Below are 22250 nucleotides of genomic sequence, written 5' to 3'. Positions count from 1 at the left end.
GAGAAAAGCCATTCCGGAACCTCTGTCTCTGACGGTCAGCTTGCGCGGCAGCCACGAAGCGCTGGAGAACTGCCAGGTCTTTTACCTGACGGGCCTTCTGGATGCCTTTTCTGAGCCGGTCTTCGTTAAGGTGGTCACCAAATACCTAGAAGAGGGATCCCCCAATCTCATCCTGGATTTGACGGGGATCGACTTCATCGATAGCTCTGGCGTCGGTGCCCTGGTGCAATTGGCCAAGCTGGCCCAGAGCCGTGGGGGCATCTTTCAGGTGGTGAGCAACCCCCGCATCACCCAAACGGTGAAACTGGTGCGGCTAGAGAAGTTTTTGTCCTTGCGCAACTCGCTCCAAGAGGCCCTCGATCATCTGGCCGCAGAAGGTGGGGGACGTCCAGAGCCTGACACTCGCCCCGACGCCGCCGAGGCAAGGCCTGAGGGGCCAGACGGCCAAGCTTCCTGAGCTGGCGGACAAGCTCCACCATGGGCCTGGGGACTTTTTGGGGCATTAGCGCCGGGGCCGGGGATCCCGAGTGGCTCACCCTCAAAGCAGCCCGCATCCTCGGCGCCGTCAGGTGGGTGGCCTGCCCCCAGAACGCCGCCGGCCAGCCGGGCCTAGCTTACCAAATCGTGCGCCCTTGGCTGCGACCGGAACAAACCCTGTTGCCGCTGCATCTGCCCTTTGTTACCCAAGTCGAGCTGCTGCAGGCGGCCTGGCAAGCGGCTGCCGAGCAACTGGCCCCGCCTCTGGAGCGGGGAGAAGATGTGGCCTTTGTCTGCGAAGGGGATGTGGGCCTCTACAGCACCTTTGCCTACCTGTCCCAAGCCCTGCGGCAGCGGATCCCCGACTTGCCCATCCAGGCCATACCGGGGGTGTGCTCTCCTCTTGCCGCCGCTGCCGCTCTGGGATCCCCTTTGGCGCTCGGCTCCGAGAAATTGGCGATTTTGCCTGCTCTTTTTGCCCTGACGGAGCTGGAGAAGGCCTGCACCTGGGCCGACGTGGTTGTGCTGATGAAAGTGGCCCCCGTCTATCCTCAGGTTTGGCAGTGGCTAGCGGCAAGAGGTTGGCTACAGCAGGCCAGCTTGGTGGTTTGGGCCGGTTGGCCCCAGCAAGCTCTCTTCCCCACCCTAGAAGGATTGGCCGACTATCGCCCCCCCTACTTTTCCCTGCTGATCCTGCGCTCTCGGCCCCGGAATTGAAGTTCTCCCCGACACCCGCCTGAAGGGGGAGGCCCACCGAGGCCGGGTCGAGTGGTCTCGGTCAAATCCTCGGCTGAGCTGGGGATCCAGCCCCCCTGCTTTCTGGAAAGTTTCTAAAAAGTAGACCTTTCTTCTGGAAAAGGGCAGAGGATCCGACTGCAAGATCTACTGGAGACCTATGTTGAAGAAATATGGGAAGAACGATTAAAGAAATGACCTAGACTGTTAAGAACAGTTGCCAGCCATTGTAGAGGGATTTGACCCAAGCTAGATTAGAAATGTAGTGATTCAAGCAAGGAGGATAATATCTCAGCTTCATCTCAAAGGCGAGACACCAGCCTGCAATCTGCCCAAGCTCAAAGCTTCCTGTCGGTCAACGTTTTGATCCAATCTCGTGCAAACTTCCGATCCGTTGCGCCGGCAGGTTTCTATAGCAAGCGGTTGTCTTGCCCAGAGGAGCACCTGGCACCTACGACAGGTTTTCTTCCGAAGAAGGGACATGGGAGCTAAATCAAATAGCGGTCGGGTCTGTTGAGGTCAGCCGCTGCAACGATAAGGGGTCGTTTACCTCTGGTGAGATGGCAAGATGGCGAGCGGTCTTACCCGTTTAAGGGATGCCGGCCTGCTATTTCGAGTCTCCGTTTAGGATCAAGGAAGAGGTGGAAAACCGATGCTCGGTCGGGTTCAGGTGCTCCCCCCTGCAGACTCTGGCGAATCAGGACTCTGCTCAGTAGAGCAAGGGCTGCGGGCTTTAGCAATTTTGGGTTCGCCCAGTTCATAGTTTCACGCTCGCTTGGAGGAGGTTTTTATGCTTGCCTTTCTCTCGAAAATTGCTAGAGCAGTTATCCGCGTGTTCACGCCTGCCAAGTCTGATCTGGTTGAAGTAGGTTACCAGCCCATTACCGATGATGTCTATCGCGCCAAAGGCTCAGCTCGCTATGCTGGGGAGCTGTAGGGCACAGTGCGAGAGCGGGTCAGGTTTTGGCACTTCAACCCTCGGGAGCAGAGCTTCAAAAGTTGGTTCGTCAGGTGGCTGTTCTACTCTCCCCGTCAATTGAGCAGAGGGGGGTGAGCTCAGAACAATCGCTCAGAACAATCGAATAAGTGAAGAGACAGCTAAGTTTGGATGCAGGTGACGTGCATGGGGGTGGGTGGTTTCCCCTCCACTCAAGTTTTGTCGGTTCAGTGGCGGTGCCGGTGGGGTTGCCGCCACTTCTTGTTGGCTGCGAGCTGCTTGCCGCTTCTCTGCGAAAATAGCAAGGACGCTTGCAACAGATGCTTGAACGCCCTGTTTTCCTCTGTGTTGCCCTCCCTCGTGGTCTATCCCGTCACGCTAGGTGATTTGGAGCCCGTGGCGGAGGTTCTCGCCCAGGTCTTTTACCCGCCCTTGGGTCTGCAGCGCTGGCTCCACCCGATTCACAAGTTGGGCATCCGCGAGGATTTGCGCCTCAAGCTGGCGGCCAGGGATCCGCACTACTGCTGCCTGGCGGCTGCGGTGGGATGCGAGGTGGTGGCCACTGCCGAGATCTCCTTGCGGGCGATGGCCCATGGGAAGTATCCCTATCTGGCCAACTTGGCGGTGTTGCCCCCTTGGCGGCGGCGCGGGATCGCGCGGCAGCTTTTGCTCAGCGCCGAAGGAGTGGTGCAAGGTTGGGGCTATCACCAGTTGTATCTGCACGTGGTGGAAGACAATCTGGCCGCCCGGCAGCTCTACGCCCAACTGCGCTACACTCCCATCCAGCGCACCTCTCAACTTTGGCATTGGCTGGGGATCCCACCCCAGCTTTTGCTCTGCAAGTGGCTGCCGTGAAGTTATGTAAACTAGAGCTAGAAAGCTGGAGAGGTGTTGCAGTGGTTATCGAGGAAGGGGGCAGGAGCTGGCGCTGGTTGGGCCTTGTGGGGTTGTTTACGGCTTTGCTGGTGAGCTGGGCAGGGGTTCAGCCCGCTTTGGCCCAGTGGGGCACCACCCCCCTGCCGCAGATCGGGGCGCCGGCGCCGGAATTTGAGCTGCCGGATCAGTCGGGCCAGGTGCGGCGGCTGGCGGATTTTCGCGGCAAGTGGGTGGTGCTCTACTTCTATCCCCGCGACTTCACTGCCGGGTGTACCATCGAGGCGCGCCGCTTCCAGCAGGATCTGCCCAAGTTTCGGACGCTGGGAGCGGAGATTGTGGGCGTGAGCGCCGACTCGGTGGACTCGCACCGACGGTTTTGCTCGGCAGAGGGGCTGCAATTTCCTCTGCTTTCGGATCCTGAGGGCACGGTTAGCCGCGCCTACGGCTCCTGGACGGGGGAGATGGCCCTGCGCAACACTTTTTTGATCGATCCTGAGGGGATCCTGCGGGCCATCGACCCGATTGTCAACCCCTCTCGGCACAGTGCCGAGGTCTTGGCCCAACTGCAAGAGCTCGCCCAGGCTGGCTAGTCCTGGGGGCCAAAGGTCTGCTCGAACTCCTGCAGCAGCTCGTCGATCTCCTCCAAGGCTTGATTGACATCGACCCGCAAGCTGCCCAGGTCTGGCTTTTCCAAAAGCTTGACCAAGGTGGGCCGGCGCTCGCGAATGCGCTTGATGCGCTCTTTGAAGGCGGCAATTGCAGCTGTGTCCATGGCTAGAGAGATTATTTCAACTCCTCCAGACTATCGCTTTCCCACCCGGATTGTCGCCCACCGCGGGGATCACACCCACGCCGAGGAGAATACCCTGGCCGCTTTTGCGGCGGCCATCGAAGGCGGGGCCGACGGGATCGAGCTGGACGTGCGCCGCAGCCGCGACGGGATCCCGCTGGTTTTTCACGATGCCGAGCTGGAGGGGCAGCCGCTGGCGGCGCTCACTTGGGCGGAGATCCGCGCCCGCAAGCCCACGATCCCCAGCTTGGAAGAAGCGCTGCTCCACGTCAGGGGCAGGATTGCCCTCGATATCGAGCTGAAAGAGGCGGGCTACGAAGAACAGATCCTCGCCCTCATCGGCAAGCTCTTGACCCCTGCAGAGTGTGTGATCACCTCTTTTTTGCCCCAGGTGGCGCAACGGGTGAAAGCCCTTCTGGGAGGGGCTGCCCCCCAGGTTGGCCTGTTGGTGGAGGCGCAGCCGGAGGGAGAGAAGGGATCCCTCTTGACCTACTGCCGCGAGGTGGGAGCGGATTTTCTCGCCCCCCATTACTCTTGGCTGGACCTGCCGTTTTTGGCGGCGGCGGCCCAAGCCAGGATCCCGCTCTACGTCTGGACGGTCAACGATCCGGAGATCATGGCCTTCTGTTTGCGCCCGTCTGGGGAGGAGCCGCCGGTGCGGGGGCTGATCACCGACCACCCTCAGTTGGCGCTGCAAATTCGCCGCCAGCTCTGGCTGGCCGCAGAAGACTAAACCATGGGCACAAATTGCACTGGGAAGGCCCCCTTTTGCACCACCCCCTCCGGGGTTTTGTGGAGGATCAGCAAGGATTGGAATCCCTGGCTTTCGCCCACCGGCACCACCAGGGTACCTCCCACCGCCAGTTGATCCAGCAGCAGCGTCGGCAGGGTTGGGGGGGCTGCCGTCACCACGATGGCGTCGTAGGGGGCGTGTTCCGGCCAACCCTGATAGCCATCTCCCTGGCGCACCTCCACGTTGCGGTAGCCCAAGGAGGCCAGGGTTTGCTGAGCGCGGGCGGCCAAGGGAGCCAGCCGCTCCAGGCTATATACTTGCCGGGCCAGCTCGGCCAAAATGGCCGCCTGATAGCCGGATCCGGTGCCGATTTCCAGCACCACCGACTCAGGGGTGAGGCGGGCCGCCTCAGTCATAAAGGCGACAATATAGGGCTGAGAAATCGTCTGGCCGTAGCCAATGGGCAGCGGGCAATCCCTGTAGGCGCGCTCCCGCAGCTCCGGGGGAACGAAAAGGTGGCGCGGCACCTTGCGCATTGCCTCCAGCACCCGGGGATCGCGGATCCCTCGCTGCAAGATCTGCTCCCTCACCATCCGCTCCCGTTGGCCAGCCCAGGGATCCATGCCACTATCGCCGGCACAGGACTGAGGAGCGCCCAACTCGGCAGCCGGGATCCCAGCCAAGGAGTCAGAAGTCCTCTTAAAAAGAGACGAGAACAACTTTACCATTGGCGCACAACCTCCAAAGCTAACAGCTTGCCGGGATTTTCCGGGAACGCTGCGCCGTCACTTGGGATCCCTCAACTCGATCCTGGCCTACTTTCCAAAAGACTTCCAGCTTTAATCAGGCTTTTTCCCCTACCCCTTCCCGCAAGGGGATGGAAACTCCTCTTGTGCACGACTTAGCCGCAAGGATCTACCGGCTACAGCTAGCCCTTAGCAAGGTGGGGCCGTGGGGTGGTTTAGCGGTGTCTGTCAAACCAGCGCATCAGCATCGCCGCTAGGCGCTCAGGGTTGTGACGCACCAAGCCGGTCTCAGGATCCTCTTGCATGACGTTGGCCAGAACTGCCCGGCAACCTAGGTAGGCCAGCTTATCCGGATCCAGCACCACAAACTCAGAGCCATTGCGGCGGTAATGCTCCAAGGCGCGGAGAGAAGGGGGCTCCCGCTGTACCAGGACACCATCGAACAAGCGCACGCCCGCCACCCGATCCAGGGCCATGACGTGATCCCCAACGGTGTAGCCGTCGGTTTCCCCTGGCTCGGTCATAATGTTGCACACGTAGATGTGGGGCGCCATGTTCTTGGCCAGAGCTTCCACAATCTCCGGGATCAACAGGTTAGGGATGATGCTGGTGTAGAGGCTACCCGGCCCCAGCACCACAAACTCTGCCGCCTCGATGGCCTCGATCGCCTCGGGCAAGGCAGGAGGGTTGGGCGGGTCGCAGCCAATGCGGCAAATGCGCCCCCTGGCTTTAGCGATGTTGGACTCGCCCACCACGCGGCGGCCATCGCTCAACTCCGCCCAGAGGGTGACGTCCGCCAGGGTGGCCGGCAGCACCCGTCCCTGAATGGCCAAGACCTGCGAGGTGGCGGTGATGGCCCGAATCAGGTCGCCCCCGGTTACGGCGGTGAGGGCGGTGATGAACAGGTTGCCGAAGCTGTGCCCGCTCAGACCTTCCCCAGCCTGGAAGCGGTATTGAAACAGCTCCGTGAGCAGCTTTTCTTCGTTGGCCAAGGCGGTGAGACAGTTGCGGATATCTCCAGGGGGCAACACGCCGATCTCCCGCCGCAAGCGCCCTGAGGAGCCGCCGTCATCGGCCACGGTGACAATGGCGGTGATGTTGGAGCTGTAGTGCTTCAACCCCCGCAGCAGGTTGGAAAGGCCGGTGCCGCCCCCCAGAACCACGATGCGAGGGCCACGACTCAGACGTCGCCGCGACAGGAGCTTATCCACCAGCGCCTCGTCTCCTTCTGGGATCAGCACATCTTCGATGGAGCGCATGGCGCTGCGAAAGCCCAGCACCACCATCACCAAGCCGATCCCGGTCACCAAGGGGCCGCTGATGTTGTTGGGGATCCAGGTGGTGATCAGGCGCAGGGTGATGTCGATTAATCGCTTGAGGCGAAAGATGGGGGTCAGCTCTGTCCAGATGGCGATGCCCAGCACCATCAGCAGCACGCCCCCCACGGCTAGGGTGAGCCAGCGCTTGACCGCCAGACCAGGGAAGAGCCATTTCCAGCCATTTCCCGGCCAAGTGGCCTGGCGACGGCGAGGCCCCCACACAGTGGACTTGTTGCTGGGCGCGGGCTTAGTCATGGGGAGGTGCAGGAACGCCGGCCAAAGGGATCCTAACCTGTTGCTGTTCTACGCCAGCGGCAGGGGGTGGCGGGCCAAAGCGGGCCTCCAGCTCCCGCTGCGAATCCAGCAAATGGCGGTGCTGCACCTGGATGTTCAGGGCAGGCAGGGCAGGGTTGTCGGTGGGGACAGCCCAGGGCCGCAGATCTTCAGCCAGGCGCTCCACCAGAGCCACAGAGCGGTGTTGCCCGCCGGTGCAGCCGATGGCCACGGTCAGGTGAGGCCGTCGTTCTGCTCGGTAGTGGGGCCAGAACGCCTGCACCAGAGAAAAGATCTGCCGGTAGGTGGATTGGGTAACTGGATCCGCAAAGAGGAACTCCTGCAGAGGCGGATCCTGGCCGGTCAAGTGGCGCAGATGGGGCTGAAAGAAGGGATTGGGCAAAAAGCGCACGTCGAACAGCAAGTTGGCATCGGGGGGGGCACCGTACTTGAAGCCGAAGCTGACCAGCCTCAGGTTGAGCGGCTGTGGGATCCCGTGGACCAGGGCTTGTAATTGCTGCCGCAGTTGCTGGCTGTTCAGCTCAGACGTATCCAGGAGGTGGGTGCAGCGCTCCCGCACGGGGGCCAGATCGCGCACTTCCTGCTCAATGGCCTCCAACAGGCCAAGGCCAGGGCGGTGAGGGTGGGGGCGGCGGTGGGCGCTGAGACGGTTGAGCAATACCAGGGGACGAGCCTCCAGAAAGAGGAAAGGGATCCCTTGCGCTTGCCGCCAGCGGTCAAAGGCAAGGAACTGCTCCCGATATTCCGGGGTGTGGAGGTTTAGGCTCACCGCTAGAGCAGGGTGGCGAGGCCGGATTGCCTCGATTAAATAAACGGCCTGGTCAGGCGGGATCCCTTCCAAGCCGGTGTAGCCCAGTTGTTCCAATTGCTGGATGGCCAGGGTTTTCCCGGATCCCGTCAGCCCGGCAATAACGAGAACAGGCGAGGTCGCGGCGGTCGGTCTAGTCGCTTGATCGTCCATGCAGCCTATTCTAGGGCGAGGGGGAGCCGAAAAACCGGATGCCAGGCGCTCAAGTCTGGGAGGCTGTTGCGGCTTCTCTGTCCGTTTTCTCCGCCGGCCCCGGGAGGGGGGCGCTGGGGCAGAGATCGGCCAGAAAACACTGTTCGCAAAGGGGCTTGCGGGCGGTGCAAATGGCCCGCCCATGCTCGATCAGGCGAATGGACCAATTTTCCCAGTCGGCTTGCGGCAACAACTGCATCAGATCCCGCTCGATGCGCACGGGATCCTCGTGCTCGGTGAGGCCGAGGCGACGGCTGAGGCGCTTGACGTGGGTATCGACAGTCACGCCAGCGTTGATGCCAAAGGCATGGGCCAGGACCACATTGGCCGTCTTGCGGGCCACCCCCGGCAGAGTGAGCAGCTCCGGCATGGTGCGGGGCACCTGGCCGCCGAAGTCCGTCACGATCTTGCGGCAGGCCTCTTGGATGTGTTTAGCCTTGTTGCGGTAGAAGCCGGTGGGACGGATCAGGGCCTCGATCTCCTCCCGCGGCGCCGCCGCCAGCGCCTGGGCATCGGGAAAGCGGCGAAACAGCTCCGGCGTAACTTGGTTGACTCGCTCGTCGGTGCACTGTGCAGACAAAATGGTGGCCACCAGCAGTTGCAGCGGCGTTTCGTAGTGGAGGGCACAGGTAGAGTTGGGGTAATGGCGCTTCAGCCGGATCAGGATCTCCAAAGCCCGCTGGCGCAAAGCCCGCTTGCCGCTCATCTGCAACTAGCCCGACCCGGTGACGATGGCAAGGGTGTCCTTGAAGATCAGCACTACCCCCAGCCCCAGCAGCAGCACCAAGCCCGTCTGCATCACCCGTTCCTCCAGTTCTTTGGGCAGCCGCTTGCCGCGGATCGCTTCCAAGATCAAAAAGGCGATGTGTCCCCCATCCAAGGCGGGCAGGGGCAACAGGTTGAGAATAGCCAGGTTGATGCTGATCAAGGCGGTGAAATTAAACAAGCTGGCAGCATCGTCCCGCGCCAGATCCGCGCCGAGCTTGACAATCCCCACCGGGCCGGATACCTGGGTGGCGGTGTTTTGGAAGTTCTGCAGGAGCTGCTGCAGGCCACTGAGGTTCATCATCACCAAGCGCTGGTAGGCGTTCCCGGCTTCGGCAAAGATCTCTGCCGGGCTCTGAGCCGGGCGCAGTGTCACCTCTTGGTTGGGGGCCAGGTTGACCCCAATGGCCACCACCTCTCCCCGCATCTCGGGAGTCACCGTGATCTCCAGAATGGGATCCCCCTCCCCTCGCTGCACCTGCAGGGGGACGGGCCGGTTTTGGCTGCGGCGGATCAACGCCTGAAAATCATTGAGAGCTGCCAAGGCCGAGGCCTCGTCGGCAACCGTGCTGTAATCGTGGTCGGCTGCCCGCAACACCACATCTTCCGCCTGCAAGCCGGCCCGCTCCGCCGGGCTATCCGGCATCACCTGGGCGATGAGAATGCCGGGATGGATGCGCGTCACCGATGGGATCCCCAGCGTGGCAAACATCAGCACCAGCACCAGATAGGCGAAGGCCAGGTTGGCCATCACCCCCGCGCTCATCACCACCAGGCGATCCGCGACAGGGCGATTCTTCAGCAGATCCGGGTCGTCGGGCGGGTAGGGAGAGCGCTCGTCATCGTCGGGAAAGCCCACGTAGCCCCCCAACGGCAGGGCGCGAATGGCGTACTCCGTCTCCTTGCCCTGGTAGCGCCACAGCACCGGGCCAAATCCCAGCGAAAAGCGGTTGACGTGGATCCCTTGGAGTTTGGCTGCGGCGAAGTGTCCCGCCTCATGCACCAGGATCAGCAGGGCGAGAATGGCGATGGAGAGGAGAACGGGCATGGGCTGGCTTGAAGGAGAGAAGGAAAAAAAGAGCAAGAGGCAGAGAGCCACAGCGGCGGCTGCACCTGCCGCCTTAAGGAACCAAGATAACAGACCAGAAGCGGCAGAGCCCTCAGAACACTTGTTCTACTTCCAGGATGTCGGGAATGCTCTCCCGCAACTTGCGCTCGATGCCCATTTTTAAGGTCAGGGTGGAGCTGGGGCAGGCGCCACAGGCCCCCTGTAGGCGCAGCTTCACCACCGGGCCGTCGATTTCCACCAGCTCTACGTTGCCGCCATCGGCTTGCAGGTAGGGGCGCAGCTCGTTGAGGACTTTTTCCACATTTTCGGCCGTTAGTTCCAGTGCTTGTGCCATAGTTGCTTCCAGCTCTGCTGAGACCTTGCCTGGGATGTCGAGATGTTGATTGTAGCGATTTCTCGCCAGACCCCTCAAGCCAGGGAGGGATCGCCCTTCTTCAGCATAGTCTCCTTCTTTCGGGGTGGGGGATGAGATCCCTCTCTTCAGCCAGAAGACTAGAATAGGACTCAGATTTGCCTGTTGCGAGCAGCAGACCCAAGCCTATTCTGAGCAGGGGCGCTTTCTTCGCCATGTTAGATGTCTTACTGATTGTGATCTTCATGTTGGCCGGGGCGGGTCTTGGATTCTACGGCCTGGATCTGCTCCCTCCTGCCGCCATTCAGGGGGCCAATGTGGAGGGGGCGCGCGTGGTTACCAGCGGCTTTGGTGTCCTAGCGGGTTTGGCTTTTGGATCCTTGGTGCGCTGGGGCTACCGCCGCTTCGAGGCCAATGTACGCTCGCTGCCGCCGGATGTGTTGATCAGCCGCTCGGTGGGGTTGGTGATCGGCCTGGTGATTGCCAACTTGGCCATGGCTCCTGTCTATTTGTTGCCCCTGCCTCAGCAGCTCAATAGCTTTATCGAGCCGCTGGCCTCCGTCTTTTTTAGCTTGTCCTTTGCCTACTTGGGGGTGAGTTTGGCCGATACCCATGGCCCTGCGCTCTTGCGCCTGTTCAACCCCAACTACGCCCTGCAGGCGGCCGCAGAGGGCAGTGTGGTGGCGGCCAGCCCCAAGGTTTTGGACACCAGCTCCATCATCGACGGGCGCGTGGCCCAGTTGATCGAGACAGGCTTTTTGGAGGGAACGCTGGTGATCCCTCGCTTTGTTATCGCGGAGCTGCAAACCATCGCCGACAAAGCCGATCCGCAAAAACGGGAGCGAGGCCGCAGAGGGTTGGATACGCTGCAAGCCCTGCGCCAGGCCTATCCCGACCGCTTTGTGATTCACGAAGCCAACTACCCGGATCTGGCCACCGTGGACGAGAAGCTGGTGCGCCTGGCCCAGAATGTGGGGGGAACGCTGGTGACCACCGATTACAACCTGAAGAAGGTGGCCACACTGCAGGGGATCAAGGTGCTCAACGTGAACGAGCTGGCCGAAGCCTTGCGGCCCATCTACATTGCCGGCGACAGCTTCGATATCAAGATCACCCGCGAAGGGAAGGAGCCGGGCCAGGGGGTTGGCTATCTGGAGGATGGCACGATGGTGGTGGTGGAAGAGGGACAGCGCTCTCTGGGCAAGACTCGCTCGGTTGTGGTGACCAGCGCCATTCAAACCTCGGCGGGCCGGATGCTCTTCGCCCGCCTCAACAAGGACTCCAGCCCAGCTTCCTCTGCGAAAACCTGAGGCTTCAGGCCGAAGAGCTTTGTTTTCCCGACGCAATGATGGCCTCTCCCCCAATGGGCGTCCTCCAACCGGATCTGATTTTCTACACCCAGGATCGCCAGCAGCGTTTCTGGAGTTTTTATTGGGAGGGTGCTGAGAACTACGCCATCTACCCGCAGCAGATCCTGAGCGGACAGCAAAGCTGGGAGGTGGCCAATGCGGAGGAGTACGAAGCCAAGCTCAGGCAGGTGTTTGCGAGCGGGGATCCCTTGCAGCATCAGTGTCAGGTGATTTCTCCCCGCTACAAGTTGCACTTGCATCTTTGCCTCAACCCGGTGCGGGACATGGAGGGGGAGGTGGTGGCCGTGTCGGTAGTGGGCAAGGTGTTGGGGGCGACGCCTTTCAACTTGGCCGGCGGAGCCGGCAGCCCCCCTGCCCAGCGCCATCCCCTCCTGACCGAGCCGGTGCCGGGGATCACGGCGCAGTTGCTGCGCAACATCGGCCACTCCCTCGGCATCCGCGAGCTGTGCCAGCAGACGGTGGAGCAGTTGGGCCAGTTGTTCGGGGCGGATCGCTGCCTGCTGGCCCTCTACGAAATGGGGCAGGACTCCCTCACAGTCAATGCTGAGTACCGCCGCAACCCGGGGGATCCCTCGCTGTTGAACCAGACCTTGCGTCTGGCGGATCACCCGCCTCTGCTGCAAGCCCTTCGTCAAGAAGAGCCGGTGGTGATGGGACGCCATCTGGCCATCGCCATGTCTTACCGGGGCTATGCCAACAGCCTGCTCTGGCTGGAAGTGTTGCCCCCCAACGAAGCCCCCCTCTGGCAGGCCGGCCACCTTCAGGTGCTGCAGAGCATCGCCACCTACCTGGGCACCGCCATTGCCCACGCCATTTTGCTGGATCAAAGTCGCCAACTGGCCACTCGCCTGCAGTTGGCCAACCAGACACTGCGCCAGAAAAACAAAGAGCTGGAGCAGGCCCGCGCCCAAGCAGAATCGGCCAACCAACTGAAAAGTCAATTCTTGGCCAATACTTCCCATGAGCTGCGCACCCCTCTCAACGGGATCATCGGCTTTATTAGGCTGGTGCTGGACGGGATGGCCGAAAGCCGAGAAGAGGAGCTGGACTTTTTGCAGGAGGCCTACCGCTCGGCCCTGCACCTGTTGGCCTTGATCAACGACGTGCTGGACATCGCCAAGATCGAGGCGGGCAAAATGCAGTTGCAGTTTGAGCCCTGCGACCTGCGCGCCTTGTTCAAGGATGTGGAGGCCAAAACCGGCCTGCAGGCCAAACAGAAGGGATTGCAACTTAGCTTCCACCTGCCCCCCACGCCGGATCGGATTTGGCTGTACGGAGATTACCAACGCCTGCTGCAGGTGATGCTCAATCTGGTGGGCAATGCCATCAAGTTCACCCCCAAAGGCTCGGTGACGGTACGAGCCGACCTCCTTCCCGGCGACCCGGGGATGGCCCGCATCCGCGTCATCGATACCGGGATCGGCGTGTCGCTGGAAAAGCAGCAGAAGCTGTTTCAGGCCTTCACCCAGGTGGATGGCTCCACCACCCGCCAGTACGGCGGCACCGGCTTGGGCCTAGCCATCAGCCAACGGCTGGTGGAGGCAATGGGGGGAGAGATCAACTTCTATAGCCTGGGCGAAGGGCTGGGATCCACCGTCACTTTTACCGTGCCCCTCTACCGCCAGCCGCTCCCAGGGGGGGAGGCGAGCCCAGCTCAAGAAGGCCCCCCAGAGGCTACGAATCCCAACCTAATGCCCTATCCGGCCCAGTGCTGATCCACCGATGCCCTATCCCCGCAAACGGTTTGGCCAGCATTGGCTTAAGGATCCCGCGGTTCATGAGGCGATTGTGCGGGCCGCCCAGTTGCCGCCTCCTCAGAGGGATCCTGCGTGGGTTCTGGAGATCGGCCCCGGCACCGGGCAGTTGACGCAGCGGTTGCTGGCCCAGGGCGTACATGTGGTGGCGGTAGAGATCGATCGGGATCTGTGTCGGCTGCTGCAAAAGCGCTTCGCCGACCAACCCCGCTTTCACTTGGTGGAAGGAGATTTTCTTCGCCTGCCGCTGCCGCCTCAGCCCCGCCTGCTGGTGGCCAATATCCCCTATAACCTCACTGGCCCAATTTTGGAGAAAGTGTTGGGATCCCCGGCCCAGCCGGTGAGGCAGTTTGAGCGCATCGTCTTGATGGTGCAAAAAGAGCTGGCCGAGCGCCTGCAGGCCGGCCCTGGCAGCAAAGCCTACGGCGCTCTGAGTGTACGGGTGCGCTACTTGGCCGAGTGCGAGCTCATCTGCCGCGTGCCCCCCAGCGCCTTCCGGCCTCCTCCCCAAGTGGAATCGGCAGTGGTTCGCCTCACTCCCCGCCCCGCCCCCACCCCCGCCCGCGATCCCCGCTGGTTCTCCCAACTGGTTTGCCAGGGCTTCTCCGCCCGCCGCAAGCAACTTGTCAATGCTCTGGGAGGCCTCGTGGATCGCCAGACCGTGGCCGCCGCTCTGGCTCAGCTCCGCCTCAGCCCCACGGCCCGTGCCGAAGAGCTGGATCTGCCCGATTGGCTGGCCCTGAGCGATCTGCTGCTGGAGCAGACACCTAGGATGGCTGCCGTTTCCGGCGAGGGAAAACCGCGGTAGGGTGAGAGGAAGTCCTCAAGGGTTTTTCACCAGACCCCAAAACAACCTATGCTCAACAACCAAGGCAGACAGATCCTTGTAACTGGCGGTACCGGTGGGCTCGGGTTGGGAGTAACCCCCGTGCTCCTGGACACAGGGGCAGAGTTGACCTTGACCTACCGCCAAGAGGAGGAGTTGGCTGTTTTGCGGCAGCGCCTGCCGGCCAATAGCCTGGATCAGGTGCGCTTTGTGCAGGTGGATTTGCTGAACGAAGCCGCTGTGGCACGGCTCATCGACGATCTGCCCCGCGTCGATGGTTTGGTGCACCTGGTGGGCGGCTTTGCCATGGGCCCCACTCACGAGTACAGCCTAGAAGATTGGCGGCGCGATTTTGACCTCAACCTCACCACCACCTTCCTGGCCTGTAAGCACAGCCTGCGCAAGATGTGGCAACAGGGTTATGGACGGATCGTGACGGTGGCCTCCCGAGGGGCGGTAGAGCCGGGATCCCAACTGGCCGCCTACTGTGCTTCCAAAGCGGGGGTGGTGGCCCTGACCCGCACCATTGCCGCCGAAACCAAAGGCACCGACATCACCGCCAACGTCATCCTGCCCAGCATCATCGACACGCCGGCCAACCGGGCTGCCATGGGCTCCGAGCAGGCGGAGCTGTGGGTAAAGCCCGAGTCGATCGGGCAGGTGATCGCCTTTTTGGTCTCGGAAGCGGCGCGGGATCTGAGAGGGGCGGCGATCCCGGTGTACGGCAATGTCTGAGCTGCTTGGTTGACCGCGCCCCCAGACGGCCTTCATGATACGAGGGTAGAGGCTTATTTTCGTGCCGTTTTCCTATGCTGAAGCGATGGTTCTTGGGGGGCTGGCGTCAGCAAATTGGCCGCATTGAGGTAACAGGGGTGATCGATGGCAGAACCCGAGAGCGGGTTCTCAAAGCCTTGCAAGAGGTGGAAGAAAGACAGATCCCTGCCGTGGTGTTGCGCATCGACAGCCCCGGTGGGACAGTGGCAGACTCCCAGGAAATCTACAATGCCCTCTCGCGTCTGCGGGAACGCAAGGGCACGCGCATTGTGGCCAGCTTTGGCAACATCGCTGCCTCTGGAGGGGTTTACATTGCCATGGGAGCCGAGAAAATTGTCAGCAACCCCGGCACCATCACCGGCAGCATCGGCGTCATTATCCGCGGCAACAATCTCGAACGGCTGCTGGACAAGATAGGGATTTCCTTTAAGGTCATCAAGTCCGGCCCCTACAAGGATATCCTTTCCTTTGACCGCGAGCTGACCCCAGAAGAGCGCAACATCCTCCAAGAGTTGATCGACATCACCTACGGCCAATTTGTGCAAACCGTTGCTGCCGCTCGCCGGCTAAGCGTGAATGTGGTCAAAACCTTTGCCGATGGCCGCATTTTCAGCGGCGAACAAGCTCTGCACCTGGGCGTGGTGGATCGCCTGGGCACAGAAGAGGATGCCCGCCTCTGGGCCGCGGAGCTGTCAGGGTTGCCGCCCGATGCGAAGTTCTGCGATCTGCTCCCACGGCGCAGGGGTTGGGCCCGCTTGCTACCGGCGGCAGAGGCATTGGCGCGTCTGCAATTTGAGGTAAGCACCTCAGGCCTGCCCCTGTGGCTCTACACCGGTTCTTGAGAGACGGCCTCCACAACTGTGAGGATTGGTTCTCCCGCCCCCAACCCTTATGCCGGCATAAGAGAGCAGTTGGGAAGCAAAGCCAGAAGCCGCTTTGCCACCTGCTCCTGGCCGGGGGCTTGCGGCGGTGCGTCTGGCTGGCCGGAGTTACTCCTCTATTTGCCAGGGATCCTGCGCCAACTCCTCGTCGAAGATGCGGGGGGGACGCACCGCCATCAGCACTTGGCCCAGCAGGGGAGAGGGGGGCGAATCCTCTATCCACTCCACCGCCACAGCTCCCCCTCGATCCACCAGGAAAACCCCTGCCCTCCCTTCCCAGGTGCGAACGGCGCGATCCGCCACCAGCAAAATCGGATCCTGTTCTTCTTCAGGGGCCACCGGCCAGCCCAACAGGGATCCCAGCAAACCATTGTCCACCTGCAGGGCGACTGGGTCGGCGGCCCTTTGAATGGCCGGCCAAGCGGGCAAGGCCATCCACGTCTGCCCAGCCACGCTGGTGACCCAACCAAAAAGGCCTTGAGGCTCAACGGCAGGGATCCGCTCCCAGGTGGCGGTAGAAAGAGGCAGGGATCCGGCCACCGGCAGCAGACGGGGCAGATCCTCTTCCGGGCGAAACACCGAAAGCCTGGGCAACGGCTTGCGCTGGGGTTGGGAGCCGGGAGCCAACGTCGACAAGAGCCGCTCAACCTGTTGGCGGGCTGTTTCGCTGTGGGCATACTGAAAGGCGCGGCCAATGGCCCGGGTTCGCTCCTGGAGATCGCGGGTTTCCTGGGCAGTTTTCCAGGCTTGGTAAGCCACCGCATCGCCGGGGTGATCCGTGAACCCTTCCGGGAGCTGCCGCAGTTGGGCATAGTTTTTCACAGCCCGGGCGATCTCGTGGGCCTCATCGGCACCCAGGTTGCGGCTGACAACCAGCTCCGCCACCCGGACGCGATCCTGAGGCGAGAGGATGCGCAACTCGTAGAGAATATCGCTGCCTTTGTGGGCAAAGTGCTCCAAAACGGCTGAGCTGGCTCCTGCTTTCGCCATTCCTTCGTAAACCTGGGCGGCGACAACGATCTGGTTTTGGTGGGCGGGCTCAAACCCGGTCGCCTCGAAGATGGCCTGGGGAGTCATTTTCTGTCGTTGCAAGCTTTGGCAGGCCTTTGCCCAATCCAGCCACCCCCCCTCTTTGCGCTGCAGCCGGCCCATCAACAGGCTGGGATCCTCCTCCGGGGCAGTGGGTTCCGGCAAATGCTGACTCATGGCCAGGCTTCCTCCGCAACGACAATAGCCCAAAATGAACGCATACAGAACCAACCCATCCAATACAGTAAACTACCCCATGGCTATAGCTTGCTTCCGCGAAGCGGTAGCCGGGGGCTTTGGGAAATCCTGTAGCCGGCAAGCCAGCCGCGGATCCCTGGGCTGGTTGATAAGGGCAGCCTCAAATAACATAGGCCTACGGCCCACTAACGCGGGGGGCAGCGTTGGAGCTCGCATCCCCTTCCCGCCCACGTGCAAGAGTGACCCCGCAACCGCTGGCCAACCTGCAAACACAAAAGGATAGCTCGGTAGCCTCGTACTTTAGGGCGGGGCGGAAAAGCCCGTAGGCAACTTGAGTTGCTCATAATGGTATCGTTGTTACCGAGGCGTGCCGTTCCCAGGCAAGCACCTCATCACGATGAAAAACTCGACCGGTGGCCAGCGTCTGGGAGATGCCAACGTCTCAGCCAACCTGCAAGGACTCTGCCCCCTGACGCGATCAGAAAAGTCAGCAGAACCTTGGGGCCTTGCCTCAAGGAACTGTCTAGCTAGAGGCGCTTTGGCAGCGCCTTTACGAGCCCGTTTGTGAACTACGTTAAGCATCCCCCGCCTTCCGGCGGAGGGAGTGTCAATTGCTCTCGGCGCTCTCTCGGCACTCGCCCTCCGTCACCTGAATTCGATGAAGTAGCCGCGCCTTTTCCCCTCCCCTGACCCCCCATCCAGATCCAAAGGGATCCCTCTCCCGCCATACCAGAAGATGAACTGGGGTGGGCAAAGCAAACTAGCTCATGCTGACCCGGCTGCGGTCATAGGTGAGACGGAAGGTGGGATGCACCTTTCCTTGGATGCGGTTCCAGAAGTTGCGCACATTGGCCTGCAGGCCAACCCGCTCCGTGCCACGCACCAACATGGCTTGCTGACGAACCCGAATCGCCCGTTGGTGGCCCATCATCAGGCGGCGAGCCAGCTCATCCAGAACGTGAGAACGGCCAGGAGCAGGTGCCTCGGCTGTCTGAACGGTTTGAGCCGGCGCTGCAGCAGCTTCGGAACGATAGGCCGCGCCCCGATAGAGCAGGTCAAGCTTGGTGGGCAAAACCACCGGCTTGCTCAGGTGGCGAAATCGCCAGTCCAGCCCCCGATAGCGACCCCCCACTTTGCCCGGAGAAACAGTCACCGTCGCCGGCGAGTGAGTGTAACCAACGCCACGGTAAGAGAGTTCCATGATCTTCGCCTCCAAACGTATATGGTCTGTATCCACTTCACTTCCTGAGGAGTGACCCGAGATGTCCCGTGGACAGTCCCAAGGGTTGAGGCACGTTCCTTCGGGATAGCTCCCTACTTCCGTCCTCCGGCTGCCGTCTTGCTCCACGATAAGCCAAACAGCAGGCGAGAGGATGAACGATTTCTTTCTACATTTTGTATTATAAGCTACGGTTTTGAGGTATTGCCACCAACTTTTAACGAAAATTTCCACTGATCCTCCCTTTGGCTGGCCAAGAACCCAGCCTGAATGAGGCGGGATCCCCTGCGGGAGCCGGTTTGCAGCGCTTTGGGTTGGGCCCAGCCTTCCACTCTGTCCGCAGGGCCGAAGAAAGCATTATCGTGGAAGAATCCTCAGGATTGGCTACAAAAGTTCATACTCCTGGTGGGGTGTCTCTGTGCAGGAAGACTTTCGCCTGATTCTGGACATCGTGACAGTGTTGGCGGCAGCGGCGGCGGGTGGTTTTCTGGCAGCGCTGCTGAGGCAGCCGGTGTTGCTTGGGTACCTGCTGGCAGGGATCCTGGTGGGACCAACGGGGCTGGGGTGGATCAAGGAGTTGGTGCAGGTGGAAACCCTGGCCCAGTTTGGGGTGACCTTTTTGCTGTTCAGCCTGGGAGTGGAGTTTTCCCTCAAAGAGTTGCGCCAGGTGCGGGGGATCGCCATTGGCGGCGGCGCTTTGCAGATCGGCCTGACCATCGCGATCACGGCGGCGCTGGCAGTGGCCAGCGGCTGGCTGACGCCGGTGCAGGGGATCTTCCTGGGGGCAGTGCTCTCTTTGTCTTCCACAGCGGTGGTGCTCAAAAGCCTCACCGAGACCAACCAGATGGGCACGCCCCAGGCTCACGCCATGCTGGGGATCTTGATTGTGCAGGATCTGGCGGTGGGGCTGATGCTAGCGGTGTTGCCGGCTTTGGATTGTCCTTTGCCGGAGCTGGCGGGATCCCTGGCCAAGGCGCTGGCGGAGATTGGCCTGGTGGGGCTGGGGGCGGTGGTGGGCGGGATGTGGCTGGTGCCCGCTTTCCTGCGCCTTTTGGCGCAGCAGGAGAGCAAGGAGGTGTTTTTGTTGGGGGTGATCAGCCTCTGCGTGGGGATTGCCCTGTTGACAGAGCGGCTGGGCATTTCCAGCGAGATCGGGGCCTTCCTGGCCGGGCTGATGATCTCAGAAGTGGAATACGCCGACCAGACCCTGGCCTATGTGGAGCCGCTGCGGGATGTGTTTGCCGCCCTCTTTTTTGCCGCCATCGGCATGCTCATCGATCCCAGCTTTATCGCTGCCCACCTGCCCTTAATCTTAGGGTTAGTGGGGCTGGTGATGGTGGGCAAGTTTTGCCTGGTGGCCCCTTTGGCCGGTCTGTTCGGCTACCCGCTCCCCTCAGCGGTGTTGGTGGGGCTGGGCCTCTCGCAGATCGGCGAGTTCTCCTTTGTCCTGGCCAGCGAAGGGCAAGCGCTGGGGCTGGTGTCGCGGCAACTGTATTTGCTCGTCGTCAGCACCACCGCCGTTACCCTGCTGGTCACTCCCCTTCTGCTCAGGGGCGCGCCGCGGCTGCTGGCAAAATTACAAGGGATCCCTTTCTTTGCCCGTTGGCTGGAAGCGAGCGAGCGGCCCCGCGCCCTGTCCCCCGACGCTCCCCAACAGGATCACGTGGTGGTGTGCGGCTATGGACAGGTGGGGCAGGACATCGTGCGCATCCTGGAAGCCCGTCGCCATCCCGTCTTGGTGATCGACCAGTCGGAACGGGTCATCCAACACCTGCGCTCCCGTGGGATCCCCTATCTCTACGGCAATGCCGCCAGCGCCCCGGTGCTGGAGAAAGCTGGCCTGCCCCGCGCCCGCGCCCTGGTGATTGCCCTGCCGGATCGCCTGAGCATGCGCCTTTGCCTGAAACGGGCGCTGGAACTGGCGCCCCACCTGGATGTGGTGGTGCGGGCCACCCATGAAGAGGACATCGAACAGCTCTATCAGTTGGGGGCCAGGGAAGTCGTCCACCCGGAATTTGAGGCCAGCCTGGGCTTGTGCAGCCATGTGCTGCTGAAGCTGGACGAGCCCCTGGAGGTCATCCAGCAGGAGATTCTGGCCATCCGCAGCAGCCACTACCGCGATTTGCGCCCTCCTTACCCCAGTTGTCTGATCCCCACCCCCGTGAGTTGGCCGGCGCAGCCCCCATCCCCGCCGCTCCTCGGCCATGCCAACGGCAGCCGCGACAGCGGCCCACCCGAGCCTGCGACCGCCTGGTGGGAGCACTGGCAGCGCCCTGTACAGCCGGAATGGGCAGGGATCTCGGGCTCGGCTGAGTAGATAGAGACAAAACCCCTCTCAGGGGAGCTAACCAGGATAGGGGATCCGCAGGAGCTGGTTGACCGGTGGGTGAGCCACCTGCACCTGTTTGCCGTCCGGCCACTGGATCTGGATGGCTTCTACTGCCGACTCGGATCCCAGGCCAAAATGGGCCACCGGCTCCATCTGGCAGAGGTAGCCGCTGCCGGCGTCGATGGGTCGGATCTGCGTGCGGGTAGAGGTAACCAGGCGTACCAAGGCGCCGCGGGCTGGGGATCCCTGGCGGGTGAGGGGCAGAACTCTCAGCCAGTTGTTGCCAGGGGCCAGCGGACGGTAGAAGCTCAGGGGCTGGGCGCCCGATTCTCCGTGGGCAACGAGCAGCTCTAGGCAACCGTCCCCATCCACATCCGCCACCGCCGCTCCCGTCCCCAGTCCCTGCGGCTCGACAGCATCTCCCATGTCGATAGCCTGCCAGCAGCCGGAGCGCCAGCCAAACAGCCGGTTGGGCTCGCCGATGTTGTTAAAAAACAGCTCTGGGTAACCGTCGTTGTCGAAGTCGGCAGCGATCACCGTGCGGATGCGGGAGGGCCTGGCCAGCTCGGGAGGGGCCACATTTTTGAAGACGCCGCTGGAAGTTTGGATCCAGAGGCGATGCGGCCCTTCCCAGTTGCCGTACACCAGATCCAACCGCCCGTCCCCATCCAGATCCACCGCTGCCACCCCCCGTCCGTGCTCGCCGGGATCCGCCAACCCCACCTCGGCGGCAATTTCCTCAAAGGTGCCATCCCCGCGGTTGCGAAACAAAAAGTTGGGCCCCTGCTCGTTGACGGCAAAAATGTCCATCCGCTGGGAAACCAGGGGCACGGCCACCAGCCCCCGCCCTCCCGTTACCCGGTTTACCCCCGCCTCTGGCGCCACATCGGCGATCATCTGGCCGGCGGACAGCTCGTAAAGGCGCATGGGGCCGCCATAGTTGGCCACGAAAAACCCGTACCGCCCCTGGCCAAAGCGATCCACGCAGGCCACCGAGCGACCTGCCGTCAAGTTGAGGGCATCTTGGTTGTGGGGCAGAGAGAACAGATCCACCCAACGGGATCCCTGCCAGTCGAAGAGGCGATCCCCAAAGCGCTTGCGCCCGCCGAAGGTATCAGTATTCAAGACGTAGAGTTCTTCTTGCCCGTCGCCGTCGAAGTCGCCGGCAGCCACCCCAATGGCCATCCGCCCTGCATCGGCCAGAGTATCGTCCACCAAATCCACCAGCGCCTGGCCGTTCCACTTCAAAACCCGATTCGGGCCGCGGAAGCCGCACACAAACAGCTCAAAAGCCCCGTCCCGATCCACATCGCAAATGGCAACTCCATAGGAAAAAGCAGGCGGGTTGAACTGGATGAGGGAGCTGCAATCTTGGAACATGGGGATCCCGTCGTAGGAGAGGCAGGAACTGGTGGGGCTCCAGACTCTAATGGTATGCTAGATCCTCGCTGTCGCTTCCCTTTCAACCATGCCACGCATCAAATCTGCCATCAAGCGCGTCAAGATTGCGGAGCGAAATCGCCTGCGCAACAAAGCTACCAAAGCCATGGTGCGCGCGCTGATGAAAAAAGTCATTTCTCTCTCCTCTGCTTACGCCGCCAACCCCCAACCGGAAACCCTGCAGGAGATTCAAGCGGCGATGAGCGCTGCCTTTAGCCGCATCGACAAAGCGGCCAAAACAGGGGTTCTCCACAAAAACACAGCCGCCCGTCGGAAGGCGCGTTTGTCTCGGATCGTGCAACGATCCCTGGCCGCCACAAGTGCCTCCTAAGACAGG

At 61.7% G+C, this 22250-nt stretch carries 23 protein-coding genes and 1 riboswitch; of the genes, 13 read left to right on the top strand and 10 right to left on the bottom strand.

Annotation, left to right across the window (positions count from 1 at the left end):
- Positions 1–40: 40 nt before the first annotated feature.
- From NW855_RS08590 to NW855_RS08570, 5 genes are all read left to right on the top strand, one after another.
- Entirely contained in the window at positions 41–457 is a 417-nt protein-coding gene (locus NW855_RS08590; protein ID WP_255322534.1) for an STAS domain-containing protein, read from the top strand.
- A gap of 20 nt (positions 458–477) precedes the next feature.
- Positions 478–1194: a precorrin-2 C(20)-methyltransferase gene (locus tag NW855_RS08585; RefSeq protein WP_099812307.1), complete on the top strand. Its 717-nt coding sequence runs from the start codon at positions 478–480 to the stop codon at positions 1192–1194.
- 808 nt (positions 1195–2002) lie between these two features.
- Positions 2003–2149: a hypothetical protein gene (locus NW855_RS08580; RefSeq protein ID WP_011429789.1), complete on the top strand. Its 147-nt coding sequence runs from the start codon at positions 2003–2005 to the stop codon at positions 2147–2149.
- Between the two features lie 345 nt (positions 2150–2494).
- Positions 2495–3004: a GNAT family N-acetyltransferase gene (locus NW855_RS08575; RefSeq protein ID WP_228375439.1), complete on the top strand. Its 510-nt coding sequence runs from the start codon at positions 2495–2497 to the stop codon at positions 3002–3004.
- A gap of 41 nt (positions 3005–3045) precedes the next feature.
- The gene (locus NW855_RS08570) at positions 3046–3615 is read left to right on the top strand and encodes a peroxiredoxin (protein WP_369781487.1); all 570 of its coding nucleotides are present in this window, start codon (positions 3046–3048) and stop codon (positions 3613–3615) included.
- Here NW855_RS08570 and NW855_RS08565 read toward each other — a convergent pair.
- Positions 3612–3797, bottom strand: coding sequence for a hypothetical protein (locus NW855_RS08565; protein ID WP_011429792.1), 186 nt, complete (start codon positions 3795–3797; stop codon positions 3612–3614). The two genes, NW855_RS08570 and NW855_RS08565, sit on opposite strands and share 4 nt — an antisense overlap.
- Between NW855_RS08565 and NW855_RS08560 the strand changes: the two genes are divergently transcribed.
- A complete protein-coding gene (locus NW855_RS08560; RefSeq protein ID WP_011429793.1) occupies positions 3796–4548 on the top strand; it encodes a glycerophosphodiester phosphodiesterase in 753 nt (250 codons plus the stop codon). The two genes, NW855_RS08565 and NW855_RS08560, sit on opposite strands and share 2 nt — an antisense overlap.
- On the opposite strand, the gene NW855_RS08555 is transcribed toward NW855_RS08560, so the two are convergent.
- The 6 genes from NW855_RS08555 to NW855_RS08530 all read right to left on the bottom strand — a co-directional run bounded on the left by NW855_RS08555 (position 4545) and on the right by NW855_RS08530 (position 10075).
- On the bottom strand, positions 4545–5276 hold the full coding sequence (locus tag NW855_RS08555) for a protein-L-isoaspartate(D-aspartate) O-methyltransferase (protein WP_083759154.1): 732 nt from the start codon (positions 5274–5276) through the stop codon (positions 4545–4547). The genes NW855_RS08560 and NW855_RS08555 overlap by 4 nt on opposite strands.
- A 233-nt stretch (positions 5277–5509) precedes the next feature.
- Positions 5510–6868, bottom strand: a complete 1359-nt coding sequence (locus NW855_RS08550; protein WP_011429795.1) for a gluconeogenesis factor YvcK family protein — start codon at positions 6866–6868, stop codon at positions 5510–5512.
- Entirely contained in the window at positions 6861–7868 is a 1008-nt protein-coding gene (gene rapZ, locus NW855_RS08545) for an RNase adapter RapZ (RefSeq protein ID WP_011429796.1), read from the bottom strand. Before rapZ ends, NW855_RS08550 begins: the two co-directional genes overlap by 8 nt.
- A gap of 49 nt (positions 7869–7917) precedes the next feature.
- The gene (gene nth / locus NW855_RS08540; RefSeq protein ID WP_011429797.1) at positions 7918–8613 is read right to left on the bottom strand and encodes an endonuclease III; all 696 of its coding nucleotides are present in this window, start codon (positions 8611–8613) and stop codon (positions 7918–7920) included.
- A gap of 6 nt (positions 8614–8619) precedes the next feature.
- Complete coding sequence (gene rseP / locus NW855_RS08535; RefSeq protein ID WP_011429798.1) at positions 8620–9720, bottom strand: RIP metalloprotease RseP; 1101 nt, start codon at positions 9718–9720, stop codon at positions 8620–8622.
- A gap of 112 nt (positions 9721–9832) precedes the next feature.
- Entirely contained in the window at positions 9833–10075 is a 243-nt protein-coding gene (locus tag NW855_RS08530; protein ID WP_011429799.1) for a NifU family protein, read from the bottom strand.
- 233 nt (positions 10076–10308) lie between these two features.
- Here NW855_RS08530 and NW855_RS08525 point away from each other — a divergent pair, with 233 nt between their 5' ends.
- From NW855_RS08525 to sppA, 5 genes are all read left to right on the top strand, one after another.
- Positions 10309–11403 (top strand): PIN/TRAM domain-containing protein, encoded by a 1095-nt coding sequence (locus NW855_RS08525; RefSeq protein ID WP_011429800.1) that lies wholly within the window; start codon positions 10309–10311, stop codon positions 11401–11403.
- A gap of 38 nt (positions 11404–11441) precedes the next feature.
- Positions 11442–13178: a sensor histidine kinase gene (locus tag NW855_RS08520; protein ID WP_414508656.1), complete on the top strand. Its 1737-nt coding sequence runs from the start codon at positions 11442–11444 to the stop codon at positions 13176–13178.
- A gap of 7 nt (positions 13179–13185) precedes the next feature.
- A complete protein-coding gene (rsmA, locus tag NW855_RS08515) occupies positions 13186–14025 on the top strand; it encodes a 16S rRNA (adenine(1518)-N(6)/adenine(1519)-N(6))-dimethyltransferase RsmA (RefSeq protein ID WP_011429802.1) in 840 nt (279 codons plus the stop codon).
- Between the two features lie 120 nt (positions 14026–14145).
- Positions 14146–14778 carry a 3-oxoacyl-ACP reductase FabG gene (gene fabG / locus NW855_RS08510; RefSeq protein WP_240527266.1) on the top strand — a complete coding sequence of 211 codons (633 nt, stop codon included), beginning with the start codon at positions 14146–14148 and terminating at the stop codon, positions 14776–14778.
- 74 nt (positions 14779–14852) lie between these two features.
- Positions 14853–15659, top strand: coding sequence for a signal peptide peptidase SppA (gene sppA / locus NW855_RS08505; protein WP_011429804.1), 807 nt, complete (start codon positions 14853–14855; stop codon positions 15657–15659).
- 147 nt (positions 15660–15806) lie between these two features.
- Here the strand turns inward: sppA and raf1 are convergent, their stop codons facing one another.
- Positions 15807–16904 (bottom strand): RuBisCO accumulation factor 1, encoded by a 1098-nt coding sequence (raf1, locus tag NW855_RS08500; RefSeq protein ID WP_414402380.1) that lies wholly within the window; start codon positions 16902–16904, stop codon positions 15807–15809.
- A 781-nt stretch (positions 16905–17685) separates the two neighbouring features.
- Positions 17686–18126, bottom strand: coding sequence for a DUF4278 domain-containing protein (locus tag NW855_RS08495; protein ID WP_011429807.1), 441 nt, complete (start codon positions 18124–18126; stop codon positions 17686–17688).
- 89 nt (positions 18127–18215) lie between these two features.
- A riboswitch (Glutamine riboswitch) is annotated at positions 18216–18307 on the bottom strand.
- A 255-nt stretch (positions 18308–18562) separates the two neighbouring features.
- Here NW855_RS08495 and NW855_RS08490 point away from each other — a divergent pair.
- Positions 18563–20461, top strand: coding sequence for a cation:proton antiporter (locus NW855_RS08490; RefSeq protein WP_099812303.1), 1899 nt, complete (start codon positions 18563–18565; stop codon positions 20459–20461).
- 27 nt (positions 20462–20488) lie between these two features.
- Here the strand turns inward: NW855_RS08490 and NW855_RS08485 are convergent, their stop codons facing one another.
- Entirely contained in the window at positions 20489–21853 is a 1365-nt protein-coding gene (locus NW855_RS08485) for a CRTAC1 family protein (protein WP_011429809.1), read from the bottom strand.
- 88 nt (positions 21854–21941) lie between these two features.
- Between NW855_RS08485 and rpsT the strand changes: the two genes are divergently transcribed.
- Complete coding sequence (gene rpsT / locus NW855_RS08480) at positions 21942–22244, top strand: 30S ribosomal protein S20 (protein ID WP_099812302.1); 303 nt, start codon at positions 21942–21944, stop codon at positions 22242–22244.
- The last annotated feature ends 6 nt before the right edge of the window (positions 22245–22250 follow it).

The organism is Synechococcus sp. RC10B2 (assembly GCF_047502635.1).
This window is presented reverse-complemented; position numbering and strand designations above follow the sequence as displayed.